The sequence below is a fragment of the Streptomyces niveiscabiei genome (genome assembly GCF_033794345.1).
Taxonomy (GTDB): Bacteria; Actinomycetota; Actinomycetes; order Streptomycetales; family Streptomycetaceae; genus Streptomyces; species Streptomyces niveiscabiei.
On record NZ_JARAYJ010000066.1, the window covers coordinates 1 to 15,440 of the forward strand.

The 15,440-nt window shown below is 71.3% G+C and carries 13 protein-coding genes and 1 pseudogene; 13 read left to right on the plus strand and 1 reads right to left on the minus strand.

Annotated features, from left to right (window positions below):
• The 11 genes and pseudogenes from PV682_RS42290 to PV682_RS42340 form a co-directional block, all read left to right on the plus strand.
• Positions 1-88: pseudogene (locus PV682_RS42290) on the plus strand (transposase); the annotation flags it as partial.
• Positions 89-405: 317 nt separating this feature from the next.
• A complete protein-coding gene (locus PV682_RS42295; protein ID WP_407705838.1) occupies positions 406-1,113 on the plus strand; it encodes a GTP cyclohydrolase II in 708 nt (235 codons plus the stop codon).
• A complete protein-coding gene (locus tag PV682_RS42300; protein WP_319738000.1) occupies positions 1,110-2,225 on the plus strand; it encodes a glycosyltransferase family 2 protein in 1,116 nt (371 codons plus the stop codon). The genes PV682_RS42295 and PV682_RS42300 overlap by 4 nt, the downstream gene beginning before the upstream one ends.
• Before the next feature lie 35 nt (positions 2,226-2,260).
• Complete coding sequence (locus tag PV682_RS42305; RefSeq protein WP_319738003.1) at positions 2,261-2,992, plus strand: formylglycine-generating enzyme family protein; 732 nt, start codon at positions 2,261-2,263, stop codon at positions 2,990-2,992.
• 61 nt (positions 2,993-3,053) lie between these two features.
• Entirely contained in the window at positions 3,054-4,082 is a 1,029-nt protein-coding gene (locus tag PV682_RS42310; RefSeq protein ID WP_319738005.1) for an ABC transporter ATP-binding protein, read from the plus strand.
• Entirely contained in the window at positions 4,079-4,867 is a 789-nt protein-coding gene (locus tag PV682_RS42315) for an ABC transporter permease (RefSeq protein ID WP_319738006.1), read from the plus strand. The genes PV682_RS42310 and PV682_RS42315 overlap by 4 nt, the downstream gene beginning before the upstream one ends.
• Complete coding sequence (locus tag PV682_RS42320) at positions 4,857-5,651, plus strand: ABC transporter permease (protein ID WP_319738007.1); 795 nt, start codon at positions 4,857-4,859, stop codon at positions 5,649-5,651. The genes PV682_RS42315 and PV682_RS42320 overlap by 11 nt, the downstream gene beginning before the upstream one ends.
• Before the next feature lie 32 nt (positions 5,652-5,683).
• A complete protein-coding gene (yicI, locus tag PV682_RS42325; RefSeq protein WP_319738009.1) occupies positions 5,684-8,002 on the plus strand; it encodes an alpha-xylosidase in 2,319 nt (772 codons plus the stop codon).
• A 29-nt stretch (positions 8,003-8,031) separates the two neighbouring features.
• A complete protein-coding gene (locus PV682_RS42330; protein ID WP_319738011.1) occupies positions 8,032-9,867 on the plus strand; it encodes a WD40 repeat domain-containing protein in 1,836 nt (611 codons plus the stop codon).
• Positions 9,868-9,955: 88 nt separating this feature from the next.
• A complete protein-coding gene (locus tag PV682_RS42335; protein WP_319738012.1) occupies positions 9,956-10,990 on the plus strand; it encodes a LacI family DNA-binding transcriptional regulator in 1,035 nt (344 codons plus the stop codon).
• Between the two features lie 56 nt (positions 10,991-11,046).
• Positions 11,047-11,976, plus strand: a complete 930-nt coding sequence (locus tag PV682_RS42340; protein WP_319738014.1) for a glycoside hydrolase family protein — start codon at positions 11,047-11,049, stop codon at positions 11,974-11,976.
• 32 nt (positions 11,977-12,008) lie between these two features.
• On the opposite strand, the gene PV682_RS42345 is transcribed toward PV682_RS42340, so the two are convergent.
• On the minus strand, positions 12,009-13,037 hold the full coding sequence (locus tag PV682_RS42345) for a LacI family DNA-binding transcriptional regulator (protein ID WP_319738015.1): 1,029 nt from the start codon (positions 13,035-13,037) through the stop codon (positions 12,009-12,011).
• 132 nt (positions 13,038-13,169) lie between these two features.
• Here PV682_RS42345 and PV682_RS42350 point away from each other — a divergent pair, with 132 nt between their 5' ends.
• Together PV682_RS42350 and PV682_RS42355 are read left to right on the plus strand one after the other, a co-directional pair.
• Positions 13,170-14,507 carry an ABC transporter substrate-binding protein gene (locus tag PV682_RS42350; protein WP_319738017.1) on the plus strand — a complete coding sequence of 446 codons (1,338 nt, stop codon included), beginning with the start codon at positions 13,170-13,172 and terminating at the stop codon, positions 14,505-14,507.
• Positions 14,504-15,439: a carbohydrate ABC transporter permease gene (locus tag PV682_RS42355; RefSeq protein WP_319738018.1), complete on the plus strand. Its 936-nt coding sequence runs from the start codon at positions 14,504-14,506 to the stop codon at positions 15,437-15,439. Before PV682_RS42350 ends, PV682_RS42355 begins: the two co-directional genes overlap by 4 nt.
• Position 15,440 lies beyond the last annotated feature (1 nt).

Here is a 15,440-nt window from a genome sequence, read left to right on the forward strand (position 1 = left end):
CATGATCCGCCGCTACATCATCTGGCGAAACAAGCACGCCGCCGACGAACTCCTCCGCGAGGTCGTCAACAGGGCGAACGTTGCCTGATGCGGCACTAGGCACTTCGGCACCGCGAGGTTCGCTCGATCGGTTTTCATCGATTCGTCCGCCTTCGGCCATCCTGTGGATCAATTCGATGATCCATCGAACAAGCCAACCGGAATCCAGCGGTCGCCCAAAAGCGGAAGTGGGCCCCAAGGGAACAGGCAGCTCGGCTGTCGATTCGACGGAAATCGATTGCGTGCCCGTGACATCTCCGGGACACGTGAACCGGCCACCCTGGCCGGGTGATCGTTGACACCCGCAACATCAGCCCTGTTAGTGTTCCGTCAAGTCGAATCGGTGGATGGAGAGGGGGCCTTGCCATGCCTGTAACAGGAGGGCATAGTTTCACGCAGACCGTCGACAACAGTGGCAGGAAGAGAGGGGTTTCCGAGAATAGTGACAAGGTTGTCATTCGAACTCGGGTGGATGTCCCCGTACATATCGACGACGGGTCGTGGCATACCGCGGAAATGGTGAGTTTCAGCGGACTCGCCGACGGCCGGGAACATATCGCGGTCGTCTTCCCGGGCGACGCGACGCCCGCCACCGCACCCGCCCCCCTCGTCCGCGTGCACTCGGAGTGCCTCACGGGCGACGTCTTCGGCTCGGCGCGCTGCGACTGCGGACCGCAGCTCGGAGAGGCGGTGGAGACGTTCGCCGGCGCCGGGGGAATTCTCCTGTACCTGCGCCAGGAGGGCCGGGGAATCGGCCTCTACAACAAGCTGGACGCATATCGGGTCCAGGACGAAGCGGGCCTCGACACCTTCGCCGCCAACCGCGCCCTGGAATTCGCGGACGACCTACGGGAATACCTGCCCGCCGCACAGATGCTGCGCGCCCTCGGAATTCCCCGGGTACGCCTGCTCACCAACAACCCCGACAAGGTGCGCCAGCTCGAAGCGCAGGGCATAGAGATCGAGGGAATCCAGGCCACCCGGGTATTCCGCACGGAACGCAATACGCAGTACCTGAGGGTCAAGGCGGAACTGGGCGGCCACACCATCGACCTCGTCGGGGAATCCGCGTGACCGGCTTCCTGATCCCCACCATGGAACGCAGGCCGGACCGCGACACCCCCACCACGAACCCCACCCCCGCCGACATCGTGATCCTCGTCCCGATGTACCGCGAATCCCTGGAGACCTGCGAACGCTCGGCCACCGGCATGCTCCGCCTCGACTACCCCCGGGAGCACGTCACGATCCTCTGGCTGATCCCCGAGGGCGACACCCGCAGCGAGAACCCCGCACGCACCGCCTTCGCCGCCCTGGCCGAGGCGGGCTTCGACCCGAGATCGCGCGTGTGGCCCGTACCGGACATGCGCCCCAAGGGCCGCGCCCTGAACCACGCCCTGGACGGACTCGGCGCCCACGACATCGTCCTGTTCCTGGACGCGGACGTCATGCCGGGCCCGACGCAACTCACCGACGTGGTCCGGGAGTTCGAGGAGGGCGCCGACATCGTCGAGGCGTTCGAGTTCCAGGAGTCCCGCACCTGGGTGGGCCGCACGATCGCCGCCGAGAACGCCACCCACATCGCGTCGATGATCTTCCTCCAGCGGCGCCTGGGCACCGCGTTCCTCCAGGGCAGTTCCGTCTACGTCAGCACCACGTTCCTCGCGAAGACCGGCGGCTTCATCGAGGACGAGGCCGAGGAGTGCTTCGTCTGGTCGATGTTCGCGAGCCGGCACAGCCCAAACGTCCGGTTCCTCGCGAACTTCTCCTACGGCGCGCCGATCGACGAACTGGCCACCGCGCTGAGGCAACGCGTGCGCTGGCTGCGCGGCCAGCTCGCCGCGCTGAAACACCTCCCGTCACCGCGCCTGACCCCGGCGGGCCGCGTCGCGCTCGGCATGACGGGCGCGAGCATCGTGGCCCAACTCGCCGTACCGCCCGCCCTGTTACTGGCGGGGCGCGGCAGCCGTACCCGGCGGCTCGCCCTCGCGGTTCTCGGCCTGGAGGCGGCCCGGATCGCCCGTACCGCGGTTTCCCCCGAGTGGCGCCACCTCGGTATAAGGGACGGCTGGTGCACGCTCCTGGTGTTCGAGGTGCTCCAGGGCGCCGCCGGCTGGCGGGCCGTCCTGGAGCTGGCGACGGACAACCGGGTGTGGCACAGCGTCCGCTCCAGCGGGCCCGCGTGACGAGACATCCGAGAACAGAACAGGCAGGTACTCGCATGACCCGAGCAGCGCTTCCGGACATCGACTGGGTCACCGTCCCGGCCGGGGTCCTCGTGCGGGGGACGGACGAGCGGGACGTACCCGGACTGGTACGCGACCACGCCGACCTCGGCATCCCGGCGGACTGGTTCCTCAAGGAGTGCCCCCGCGTCGAGCTGACCGTCCCGCAGTTCGCGATCAGCCGTACGACGGTGACCCGCGCCCAGTGGGCGCCCTTCGCCCGCGAACAGGGGCTGGCCGCACAGCCCGCCGACGACCACCCGGTCACCGGCGTCGACTGGAAGACGGCCACCGAGTACTGCGCCTGGCTCGCCGACCGCACCGGCCTGCCCGTACGGCTCCCCTCCGAGACCGAGTGGGAGCGCGTGGCCCGCGGCGACGACGCCCGCGTCTACCCCTGGGGCGACCGCTTCGACGACGCCCACGCCAACCTGCTGACCGCCGGGAACGGCGGCCCTGTGCCCGTCGGCTCCTTCCCGTCCGGCGCCGGCCCCTTCGGCACCCTCGACATGGCGGGCAACGTCGACGAATGGACGTCGACCTTGTACGAGCCGTACCCGGGCGCCCCGGCGAGCGTGCCGCCCGCCGAGAACTGGGCGAGCGACCCGCACGTGACGCGCGGTGGCTCCTGGCGCCACAACCGCGACCTCGCCCGCTGCGCCCGCCGCCACGCGGCCTACGACGAGACACCCCACGACATCGGGTTCCGGCTCGCGGCAGCCGGCTGACCCCTCCGGGCCCCGTCGGCCGGCGGGGCCCGGCACCCACCGGCCAGTACCGAGGAGAGGCATGAAGGCCATCGAGGTACGCGGTCTCCGCAAGGAGTACCGGATTCCGCAGAAGGAACCAGGACCGGCAGGCACGCTCAAGCACTTCCTGCACCCCCGGTACCGGGCGAAGACGGCGCTCGACGGGGTCGGCTTCGAGGTGGAGCCCGGCGACTCGGTCGGCTACCTCGGCTCCAACGGCGCCGGGAAGTCCACCACCATCAAGATCCTCACCGGTCTGATGACCCCGACCGCCGGCCACGTCCGCGTGAACGGCCTGGAACCGCACCGCGACCGCAGACGCCACGTCCGCGGCATCGGCGCCGTCTTCGGCCACCGCACCTCCCTGTGGTGGGACCTCCCGGTCGCCGACTCGTTCAAGACCCTCGCCAGCATGTACGAGATCCCGCAGGCGGCCTACCGCGCCAACCTGGCCCTCTTCACCGACCTCCTCGAACTCGGCGAGTTCCTGTCCGTCCCCGTCCGCCAGCTCTCCCTGGGCCAGCGCATGCGCGCCGACCTCGCCGCCGCCCTGCTGCACGACCCGAAGCTGGTCTTCCTCGACGAGCCGACCGGCGGACTCGACGTCAACTCCAAGGCCGCCGTACGCCAGTTCATCCGCCACCTCAACCAGCGGCAGGGCACGACCGTCTTCCTGACCAGCCACGACATGGCCGACATCGAGGGCATGTGCCGGCGGCTGATCATCCTCGACCACGGCAGCAAGGTCCTCGACGACGACATCGCGAGCGTGAAGCAGCGCCTCGCCGCCGACCGCCGTCTCGTCCTGACCGTGCCCGCCACCGAGGACGCCGACGAGGTCGCCCGCACGGTCCGCGCGACCGGCGTCACCTGCGAGGTCCTCGACCGGCAGCGCCTGTCCTGCGCCTTCGACCGCAACACCACAAGCGCGGCGCACCTGGTCGGCGCCATCATGCGCGACCACGAGATCGTCGACTTCGAACTGCGCGAACCCACCCTGGAACACATCGTGCAGCGCCTCTTCCGCCCGCGCGCCACCACGGCGAGCGGCGGCGGTGACCTCCCGTGACGGCCTTCCGCAGCCTGGTCGGCGCCGCCGCCCAGGAAGCCTTCATGTACCGGGGCCGGTACGTGGTCGGCGTCCTCATCGGCCTGGTCCAGATCGCGGTGCTCTTCTACATCTGGCGCGCCATCATGGGCGACGGGCAGACCCGGTCCGGCTACGACTGGCCGCAGATGCGGACCTACCTCCTGATGTCCTTCCTGCTGACGCTGATCCTCTCGTTCGGCACCGAGGAACGCGTCTCGGCGAGCATCCGCGACGGCAGCGTCTCCATGGAACTCCTCAAGCCCGTCCACTACCTGACCCTGCGGGCCTCCGAACTGACCGCAGCCCTGCTGATGGAACTCCTCTCCGTCGGCGTCTGCCTCGCGGCGGCCGTCCTGACGGTCCTCCCGGCCGTCGCCCCCGCGAGCGGCACGCGCACCCTGCTGGTCCTCTCCTTCCTGCTAGCCATCGCCCTCAAGGCGGCCATCGCGGTCACCACCGGCGTCATCTGCTTCTGGACGACCAACGTCCTCGGCCTCATCGCCTGCCGCCAGGCCCTCGCGCTCCTGCTGTCCGGCGCCATGTTCCCCCTCCAGATGCTCCCCGACTGGCTGCGCGCGATCGCCTACGCGCTGCCCTTCCAGGGCTCCTTCAACACCCCCACCCTCATCTACTTCGGCCGCGTCGAAACCGGCGAGGCGGCGGGGCTCGTCGCCGTCCAGATCGCCTGGCTCGCCGTCCTCGCGGGCGTGACGGCCCTGCTCCTCCAGCGTGGCTTCCGGCGGCTGGACAGCTATGGCGGCTGAGCAACGGGCGTACGCCGTACGGCACTTCGCGCTGCTCCTGCGCCTCCAGTACCGCGCCAAGTCCGCCTACCGCGCCGACCTCGCCCTCCAGATCGTCTCCGCGCTCCTGCGCCAGGGCACCTGGCTGGCCTTCATGCTCGTCCTGCTGCGCCGCACCCCCGCCGTGGAGGGCTGGACCACCTGGAAGATGATCTTCCTGTACGGCCTGGCCACCGCGCCCCTCGGCCTCAACGTCCTCCTCTTCGACGGCGTGTGGAAACTCGTCGAGCTGATCCGCAAGGGCGAGCTCGACGCCCTCCTGCTGCGCCCCGTCGACCCGGTCCTGCACCTCTACACCCGCAACGTCAGCCTGCACGGCCTCGGCGACCTCGCCGTCGGCTGCGTCGCCATGGGCCTCGCCGCCGGCCACCTCGACCTGAGCATGTGGACGCTCCCCGTCCTGCTGATGTGCGTGGCCTGCGGCAGCGTGATCTACGGCTCCGTCAACCTGGCCTCGGCGTCCCTGGCCTTCTGGTTCCGCGAGGTGAACAACGTCCCGTTCCTCGTCCAGCAGTTCACCGACCTGGCCCGCTTCCCCCTGCACCTGTACCCCCGCCTGCTGTCGGCGGCGTTCTTCTTCCCCCTCCCGTTCGCGTTCGTCACCTACCTCCCGGTGACCGCGCTGACCGGCGACACCTCCCTGTGGGTCCTGCCGGCCGCCCCGGTCGCCGCCGTCCTGCTCCACCTGCTGGCCCGGTCCGTGTTCCACCGCGGCCTACGGCGCTACGAGAGCGCCGGGAACTGAACTTTCCGCATTCCCGAGGAGAGTGACACCCCATGAAGTTCACCGACGGGTACTGGCTGTGGCGCGAAGGCACCGCGGCGGTCCATCCCGCACAGGTGTACCGCGTCACCCCCACCCCCGACTCCCTGACCGTCCTCGCCCCCGTCAAACAGCTGAAGACCAAGGGCGACCTCACCAGCGGCCCCGTCGTCACCGTCCGCTGCACCAGCCCCATGCCCGACGTCATCGCCGTCGACATCAGCCACTTCTACGGCGACCCCCCGGCCGGCCCCGAACTCGACCTGGACCTCTCCCGCGCCGCCCCCGTCGACGTGACGGTCGACGACGAGGCCGCCGTCCTCACCAGCGGCGACCTGTCCGTGCGGTTCACGCGCGGCGACACCTGGAGCATGGACTTCCTCGCCGGGGGCCGGGTCCTGACCCGCAGCGGCGACCGGGCGATGGCCGTCATCGACTCCGACGGGACGCCGTATATCCGCGAACAGCTCGACCTCGGCGTCGGACAGCACGTCTACGGGCTCGGCGAACGCTTCGGGCCGCTCGTGCGCAACGGCCAGTCCGTCGACATCTGGAACGCCGACGGCGGCACGTCCACCGAACAGGCCTACAAGAACGTGCCGTTCTACCTCACCGACGCCGGCTACGGGGTCTTCGTCCACCACAGCGGCAAGGTGTCCTACGAGGTGGCCTCCGAGGCCGTCGCACGCGTCCAGTTCAGCGTGCCCGGCCAGAGACTGCGCTACTACGTCGTCCACGGCCCCACCCCCAAGGACATCCTGCGCCGCTACACCGCGCTCACCGGCCGCCCGGCCCGGCTGCCCGCCTGGTCGTACGGGCTGTGGCTGTCGACCTCGTTCACCACCTCCTACGACGAGGACACCGTCACCTCGTTCATCGACGGCATGGCCGAACGGGAACTGCCGCTGTCGGTGTTCCACTTCGACTGCTTCTGGATGCGCGGCTACCAGTGGTGCGACTTCGCCTGGGACGAGGACGCCTTCCCCGACCCGCCGGGCATGCTGAAACGCCTCAAGGAACGCGGCCTCAGGATCTGCCTCTGGATCAACCCCTACATCTCCCAGCACTCGCCCCTCTTCGAGGAGGGCAGACGGGCCGGCTACCTGCTGCGCAGGCAGGGCGGCGGGGTGTGGCAGTGGGACCGGTGGCAACCCGGCCTGGCCGTCGTCGACTTCACCAACCCGGCCGCCCGCACCTGGTTCGAGGACAAGCTCGGCGCCCTCCTCGACATGGGCGTCGACAGCTTCAAGACGGACTTCGGGGAGCGCATCCCCCTGGACGTCGAGTACTTCGACGGCTCCGACCCCGAGCGGATGCACAACCACTACGCCCACCTCTACAACGAGGTCGTCTTCGGCGTCCTCGAACGCCACCGGGGACACGGCGACGCCGTGCTGTTCGCCCGCGCCGCCGCGGCCGGCACCCAGCGCTTCCCGGTGCACTGGAGCGGCGACGGCGAGGCCACCTTCGAGGGCATGGCCCAGAGCCTGCGCGGCGGCCTTTCCCTGGGCCTGTCCGGGTTCGGCTACTGGAGCCACGACATCGGCGGGTTCACCGGCCGGCCCGACGCCGCCGTCTTCAAACGGTGGATCGCCTTCGGGCTGCTCTCCTCCCACAGCCGCCTGCACGGCGGCTCCTCCTACCGGGTGCCGTGGACGATCGACGAGGAGTCCGTGAGCGTCCTGCGCGACTTCACCCGCCTCAAGATGCGCCTCATGCCCTACCTCGCCCGCATCGCCGACGAGGCCCACACCGAGGGCCTGCCCATGATGCGCCCGATGATCCTGGAGTTCCCCGACGACCCGGCCTGCGCCTACCTGGAGACCCAGTACATGCTGGGCGACTCCCTCCTGGTCGCCCCCGTCTTCAACGCCGAGGGACACGTCCGCTACTACGTCCCCGCGGGCACCTGGACCAGCCTCCTGACCGGCGAGAACATCACCGGCCCCCGCTGGGTCGACGAACAGCACGGCTTCGACAGCCTGCCCCTGCTGGTCCGCCCCGGCACCGTCCTGCCCATCGGCGCCGTCGACGACACCCCCGAGTACGACTACGCCGCAGGCGTCACCCTGCGCCTGCACACCCCGCCCGCGACGCCCCTCACGACGACCGGCATCGTCGCCCCCGACGGCACGCTCAGCGCCTCCTTCACCGTCGAACACGCCGACGGCCGCACCCGCGTCACCCCCGACCGGCCGGTCCCCGACTGGTCCGTCCTCCTCGCCGGCGCCCCCGCACCCGCCACGGTCGAACACGCCACCGTCGAGCACACCCCGGACGGCGCGCTGCTGCGCCCCGTACCCGGCGCCCCCGGCATCACGTTCGGCGAATAACCCTTCAGCCCACCACTCAAGGGACACCCATGCGCGCAATCGACCTGCCCGAAAGCCCGACGGGGCACGCCGCCCCCCTCACCCACGTCGCCCTCCGCGCCGACGCCCGCCGCCTGGCGACCGCCTCCTACGACGGCACGGTGATCATCTGGGACACCAGCACCCCCGACGACGTGGCCCGCCTGGCCAGCCTCAAACACCGCCGCCTCGTCAACTCCTCGGCGTGGAACCCGGCCGACCCCGGTCTCCTCGCGACCGCGTCGGCCGACAAGACCGCCGCCGTCTGGCACGTGGCCGACGACGGGGCCAGCAGCCTCGTCACCGTCCTCGCCCGGCACACCGACGACATCAACTCCGTCGCCTGGATGCCGGACGGCCGCAGACTCATCTGCGTCTCCGAAGACGGCCGCGCCACGGTCTGGGACGCCCGCACCGGCGCCTTCCTCTCCGAGATCGGCTCCCACACCGCGCACTGCATGATGGTCTCCGTCAGCGCCCAGGGCCTGGTCGCCACCGTCGGCGAGGACGGCCTCGTCTCCGTCACCGCCCCCGACGACGGCACACCGCCCGTGACCCGCCGCTACGCGTCGTCCGTCGAGGGCTGCTCCTGGTCCCCCGACGGCACGGCCCTCGCCATCGCCCGCGACGACGGCACGGTCGAGGTGCTCTCCCGGGCCCTGGAGCCCCTCACCAGCCTCCAGGTCTCCCGGTCCGCCGCCCGCAGCGTCGAGTGGTCCGACGACGGCCACACCCTCATCGTCGGCGCCTACGAAGGCGGCCTGCACTTCTACGACCGCTCCGGGCGCCGGCTGCGCCAGATCGACGACGCCCGCATCTGGCCGAGGTCCGTCTCCACCGCCGGCGGCCTCGTCGCCGCCGGCAGCTTCTGGGGCGCACCCCACCTCCTCGCCCTGGACGACGGCCGCGAACTGTCCGCGCCCACCACCCCCACCTACGGCCCCAACGCGCTGGCCCGCAGAGGCCATCAGCTCCTCGTCGGCTGCGACTCCGGCGCGGTCCTCGCCCTCGACCCCGACGACCCGCGGGCCCCCGCCCAGGTCCACCAGGTCACCGACGGCCCCGTCCTCGCCCTGGCCGTCCGCGCGGACACCTTCTACGCCGGGACCTACGACGGCAGGGTGATCAGCTGGACCGGCGGACCCGACGACGGCGTACGGGCCGTGGGCGAGCCCCTCGGCGCGCCCGTGCCGTCCCTGTGCCTGGACGGCGACGTCCTGATGGCCGGCACCTACAACGGCGAACTGGTCGCCCTCGACCCCGGCACGCTGGAGGTGATCGACCGCCACGAGGCGCACGGCGGCTCGGTGAAGTCCCTCGTCTCCCTCGACGGCCCCGGGTTCCTGTCGGCGGCGACCGACCGGACCGTGGCCGCCGGAGCCTACGCCGACCGCGCGTCCCTGTGGGAACACGGCAACCTCGTCAACGCCGTCGCCCAGCTCGCCGGAGCCGTCGTGGCCAGTGCGTCGCGGGACCACACCGTGAAGGTGGGCCGCCTGTCCGAGGGCCGCGCCACCGGCGTACAGACCCTCCTCGGCCCCGACGAGTCCGTGAAGTGCGTCGGCCTCCTCGGCACCCCGGACCGTCCCGTCGTCCTCGCCGGCTCCTACGACTTCCACCTGTACGCCTGGGAGATCGACTGGACGGACAGCACCGCGACCCTCGCCTCGGGCCGGGTCGTCGACGAGTTCGGGCAGGGCCTGTCCTGCATGCTCCCCTGGGACGGCGACCGGGTGGTGGTCGCGGGCTGGGACGGGCGGATCGCCCTCGTGGGCCGGGGCGGCCGGCACACCGTGGAGGTCCTGTCCTCGATCCGGCTCGACGACCTGCTGTCCACGGCCGCCTGACCCGGTGGCCGCTTCCTCGTGCCGCACCCGGCGACGGCACGAGGAAGCAGCCGCCTGCGAAGATGGGCCCGCGCGGGAGGAGCGACCCATGGTGCGGGGAAGAGTGACACTGGCCGACGTGGCACGGCACGCGGGGCTGTCGGTGACGGCGGCGTCCCTGGTCCTCAACCGGCGCCCCGGCACCCGGATCTCGCAGGAGGCACAGGACCGGGTCTTCGCCGCCGCCGAGGAACTCGGCTACCGGCCCAACGTCGCCGCCCGCAGCCTGCGGACCCGCAAGACCGCGACGATCGCCTTCATCTCGGACGTCGTCGCCACCACCCGCTTCGCCGGCGACATGATCCGCGGCGCCCTCGAAGCGGCCCGCGAACGCGACCACGTCCTGCTGATCGCCGAGACCCAGGGCGACCCGCAGGCCGAACGGCAGGCCGTGGAAGCGATGCTGGACCGCCAGATCGACGGGTTCGTGTACGCGGCCATGGCGTGCCGCCGCCTGACCGTGCCCCCGGCGATGGCGAGCCGCCCCACGGTCCTCCTCAACGCCGACAGCACCGAACCGGTGCCCGCGATCCTCCCGGACGACGAACGCGCGGGCCACGACGTGGCGACGCTCCTCCTGGAGCACGGCCACCGCCGTATCGCCGTGCTCGGCCGGGCCGGCGCCGTCGAACGCGACCCCCGCCGCTCCCTCGCCGCCGGCCCCCGCCTGCGCGGCATCCGGCGCGCGCTGGAGCCGTACGGAGTCCGCCTCACCCCCGGCGGCGGGGCCGCCGAGTGGCAGCCCGGCGACGGGTACGAGGCGATGCGCGGCCTGCTGAGCCGCCGCACCCCGCCAGGGGCCGTCGTCTGCATGAACGACCGGCTGGCCCTCGGCGCCTACCAGGCGCTGGCCGAGGCGGGACTGTCCGTGCCGGGGGACGTCTCCGTGGTCTCCTTCGACGACGACCCGATCGCGGCATGGCTGCGCCCAGGGCTGACGACGGCCGCGCTGCCGCACGAGCGGATGGGCCGGCTGGCCGTGGAGACCCTGCTCGACCCGGGCCGCGAACCCGGCGTGCAGTGGGTGCCGATGCCCCTGCGGGTCCGCGGGTCCGTCGCAGCGCCTCCCGGAACAGCCCTTTGATAAAACGATTTAGCCTGCTAGCTTTCCCGCAGCGTCCGCGAGCGAGAGGCACGTCGATGTTGCGCTTGCCCGATCACTGGGTGTGGGACAGCTGGTACACGCGGGACGACGAGGACCGCCACCACGCCTTCTTCCTCAGAGCGTCCCGCGCCCTCCTGGACCCCGCCCGCCACCACCACCGCGCCTCGGTCGGCCACGCGATCTCCGACGACCTGCGCACCTGGCACCTCACCGCCGACGCGCTGACCGCCGCCGACGGACCCGCCTGGGACGACCTCGCCACCTGGACGGGCTGCGTGGTCCGCGCCCCCGACGGCCGCTGGCACCTCTACTACACGGGAGTGAGCCGCGCCGAGAACGGCCTCGTCCAGCGCATCGGCCTCGCGACCTCCGACGACCTCCACACCTGGCACCGCCACGGCGACAAGCCCCTCGTCGAGGCCGACCCGGCCTGGTACGAACGCCTCGGCGCCGGCACCTGGTACGAGGAGGCGTGGCGCGACCCCTGGGTGTTCCCCGACCCGGCGGGGGAGGGCTGGCACATGCTGATCACGGCGCGCGCCGGCCAGGGCCCCGCCGAGGGCCGGGGCGTCATCGGCCACGCCCGCTCGGCCGACCTCCTCGACTGGACCGTGGGCCCACCCCTCACGCGACCCGCCGGTTTCGGCCACCTGGAGGTGCCGCAGGTCGCCGTCGTCGACGGACAGCCACTGCTGCTGTTCTGCACCAACACCCCGCACCCGCGCGTGGACGAGGGCCGCCTGTGGGCGATTCCCGGCCCGTCGACGCTGGGCCCCTGGGACCCGGCGGCGGCGATCCCCGTACCCGGCCCGGACCTCTACGCGCCCCGCCTCGTCCAGGCGGGCGACGGCAGTTGGCGGCTCATCGGGTTCGTCGACGAGCGGGACGGGGCGTTCGTGGGGGAACTCTCGGACCCCGTCCCCGTGCGCTGGACCCCCGACGGGGGACTGCGCCCGCCGCGCTGAGAACCCGCGCCGGGCTCGTGGCCGAGCCTCCGTCAGCCACGGGGCCGCGCATGCGAAGCCCGCAGCATCACCGGCATCGGCACCCGCTGGACGACCGGCTCCGCCCCGCCGTCCAGCAGCAGTTCCACGGCGGTCCGCCCCAGCCGGTAGTGCGGCAGCGCCACACTCGTCAACCGCGGACGCACCCACACCGCGAGGTCCGAGTCGTCGAACGACACCACCGACACGTCGTCCGGCACCCGCAGCCCCGCCTCCTGGAGCGCCTGGTAAGCCCCCAGCGACAGCCGGTCGTTGAGGCAGACCAGCGCACGCGGCACGGTCCCCGCCGCCAGCAGCCGCCCCACCTCCCGGTGCCCGTCCTCGGGCTGCCAGTCGCACTCGGCGACCCCCTCGACCCGTACGCCCGCCCCCGCGAGCACCTCCTCGACGCCCCGCATCCGCTCCCGCCCCGCCCACACCCCGTCCGGCGTCGCGTCCGTCACATGGCGCCCGCCGATGACGTGCACGCCGTGGCGGTGCCCGGCGTCGAGCAGCACGCGCGCCGCGTCCCGCCCCGCGTTCACCTCGTCCGGCAGGACGCTCGGCGCCCGCGCGTCCCGCTCGTAGCAGTTGAGCAGCACCACCCGGGCGTCCCGCAGGGCGGCGGGCAACCGGACCTCGCGGCTGTACATCGTGGCGTACACGAACCCGTCCACCTGCCGGTCCAGCATCCCCTCGACGAGCCGGGTCTCCGTCTGCGCGTCCCCCTCGGTCTCCGCGACGAACAGGACGTGCTCGCGGGCGCCCGCCGCGTCGAGGGCGCCGTGGATGACCTCGCCCGCGAACTGGGTCGTCGCGATGGTGTCGGAGATCAGGGCGACGGTCCTGGTCACCGACGTGCGCAGGCCGCGCGCGGTGAGGTTGGGCCGGTAGCCGAGTTCGCGCGCGGCGCGCCGTACCCGGTCCTCGGCGTCGCCCGAGATGCGCATGTCGCGGCGGCCGGCGAGGACGAAGGACGCCGTGGTCGGCGACACCCCCGCCCGGCGGGCCACGTCGGTCATGGTGACGCGTCGTCGGCTCAAATGCGGTCCTCCGCACGGTTCTTGACAGGGTCCTGGGCAGGGCTCATGCTCGCTGCTAAATCTATTTAGCACCGATGAAAGCCGCCTCGGCAACCGTCTGGACCCCCTCGTGACCCAGGCAAGGAGTGCTCCATGTACGAAGGCACGGCGAAACTCTGGCCGGCCCTGATGGTTCCCCTGATATTCCTCGCAGCCGCGTGCAGTGCCCCCGGCTCCGACGCCCCGGCCGCCTCCGGCGACACGGCTGTCAGCACCTCGCTCGGCACCGGCAAGGTCACGCTCCAGATGTACGCCGAGACCGGGTTCCCGCTGGCCAAGGCGCTGGCGGACGAGTTCACCCGGCAGCATCCGAACGTCACCTTCAAGGTGCGCGAGGACCAGTTCACGGTGCTCGTCGAGAACGCGCCGCGCGTCCTGGCCGGGGACAACGCGCCGGACATCATGCGGCTGCCGACCATGGTCGACCTGGTCAAGGACAACCTGCTGAAGGACCTCGACCCTTATTTCCGGGCGTACGGGTGGGACAAGTTCCCCGCCTCCCAGCTCGCGCAACTCCGGGTCGACAAGGCGGGTCAGCGCGGCTCGGGGCCCCTGTACGGCGCCGGGCTCGGGTACAGCGTCACCGGCGTCTTCTACAACAAGGACCTCGCGAAGAAAGCGGGCATGAGCGGGGTGCCCGGGAGCGTCGCCGAGTTCGAGGCGCTGCTCGCCCAGGCCAAGCGGGCGGGCGTCCAGCCGATCGTGCAGTTCAACAAGAACACCGCCGGCATCAACTTCCCCTACCAGGCGCTCCAGAACCAGTTCACCGACCCCGCCCAGGTCAACGACTGGATCTTCCAGAAGACCGGCGCCACCTTCGACACCCCGGCGCCCCTCAAGGCCGCCGAGACCATCGAGAAGTGGGCGAAGGCCGGGTACTTCACCAAGGACGCCAACGCCATGGACTACACCACCATGGTCGGTGACTTCACCAAGGGCCGGGGACTGTTCATGTTCAACGGGGACTGGGAGTCGGCCAACCTCGATAAGAAGATGCCCGGCAACGTCGGCTTCTTCCTCTTCCCGGCCGAGAAGACCGGGGGCCGGCACGTCGCGATGTCCTCGCCGAACACCTTCGGGATCGGGGCCCGCGCGAAGCATCCCGACGAGGCCGCGTACTTCCTCAACTGGCTGCACACGGACGCCAAGGCCCGCAAGATCCTCGTCGACGTCGGCGGCTCCAGCCCCGGCGGGCCCGCCGACCTCGCCGTACCGCAGGCCAAGGCGGGCACGGTGCTCGCGTCCACCCTCGCCGCCTCGCAGCGGCTCGGCGCCGAGAACGGGGCGGTCGACTTCACCGCCAACGCGACCGGGTCCATCTTCGCGTCGGCCATCACGCCCGAGCTCCAGAAGCTGATCGTGGGGCAGCAGACGCCCGAGGGGTACGTGAAGGCCGTACAGAAGGAGTACGCGAAGGAGCTGTCGCGGTGAGCACCGTGGTCGAGAAGGAAGCGCGGTCGCTGCCTTCCGCGGCCGGCGGTGTGGCCGCGAGGCGGCGGCCGGGGACGCGCTGGAGCGGCTGGCTGTTCGTCGTCCCCGCCCTCGCCGTGTACGGGTTCTTCGTCCTCAAGCCCCTCCTGACGACCTTTCAGTACTCCCTCTACCGCTGGGACGGCATCGGCCCCTCGGAGTGGGTCGGGCTCGACAACTACCGGACCGTGCTCACCGATCCCGACCTCCTGGAGATCATCGGGCACGCGTTCGTGCTGATCGTCTTCTTCAGCTTCGTCCCCGTCGTCCTCGGCCTGTTCGTCGCGAGCCTCATCCACCGCGTCAGCACCGGCGCGCTCGGTACGGCCGCCCGGACCGTCCTCTTCCTCCCGCAGGTCATCCCGCTCGTCGCCGCCGGCATCGCCTGGAGCTGGGTCCTCAGCACGACCGGCATGGTCAACCAGGTCATGGACGCGATCGGCCTCGGCCGCCACACGCGGGCCTGGCTCGGCGAGTTCGGTACGGCGCTGCCCGCCGTCGGGATCATCGGGGCCTGGGTGATGCTCGGCCTGTGCACGATCCTCCTCGTCACCGGCATGAGCAAGATCGACCCGGCGCTGTACGAGGCCGCGCGCATCGACGGGGCCGGTTCCGTGCGCGAGTTCTTCGCCGTCACCCTGCCGAGCCTGCGCCGCGAGATCGGGATCTGCCTCACGGTGACCGTCATCGCCGCACTCGCCAGCTTCGACATCGTCTACATCTCCACCAGCGGCGGGCCCGGGACCTCGACGACCGTGCCGGGCCTGGAGATCTACCGGCTCGCCTTCGCCCAGCGCCAGGTCGGGCTCGCCTCCGCACTCGCCGTCGTCCTCATGCTGCTCGTCCTGATCTGCGTCCTGCCGATCCAGCGGCTCTCCCGAGAGGGCAAATGAA

What these genes read in the sequence shown, in the direction of transcription:
- PV682_RS42295 (WP_407705838.1), top strand. Translation starts at nt 406, where the DNA reads ATGCCTGTAACAGGAGGGCATAGTTTCACGCAGACCGTCGACAACAGT.
- PV682_RS42305 (WP_319738003.1), top strand. Translation starts at nt 2,261, where the DNA reads ATGACCCGAGCAGCGCTTCCGGACATCGACTGGGTCACCGTCCCGGCC.
- PV682_RS42310 (WP_319738005.1), top strand. Translation starts at nt 3,054, where the DNA reads ATGAAGGCCATCGAGGTACGCGGTCTCCGCAAGGAGTACCGGATTCCG.
- PV682_RS42320 (WP_319738007.1), top strand. Translation starts at nt 4,857, where the DNA reads ATGGCGGCTGAGCAACGGGCGTACGCCGTACGGCACTTCGCGCTGCTC.
- yicI (WP_319738009.1), top strand. Translation starts at nt 5,684, where the DNA reads ATGAAGTTCACCGACGGGTACTGGCTGTGGCGCGAAGGCACCGCGGCG.
- PV682_RS42330 (WP_319738011.1), top strand. Translation starts at nt 8,032, where the DNA reads ATGCGCGCAATCGACCTGCCCGAAAGCCCGACGGGGCACGCCGCCCCC.
- PV682_RS42335 (WP_319738012.1), top strand. Translation starts at nt 9,956, where the DNA reads ATGGTGCGGGGAAGAGTGACACTGGCCGACGTGGCACGGCACGCGGGG.
- PV682_RS42340 (WP_319738014.1), top strand. Translation starts at nt 11,047, where the DNA reads ATGTTGCGCTTGCCCGATCACTGGGTGTGGGACAGCTGGTACACGCGG.
- PV682_RS42350 (WP_319738017.1), top strand. Translation starts at nt 13,170, where the DNA reads ATGTACGAAGGCACGGCGAAACTCTGGCCGGCCCTGATGGTTCCCCTG.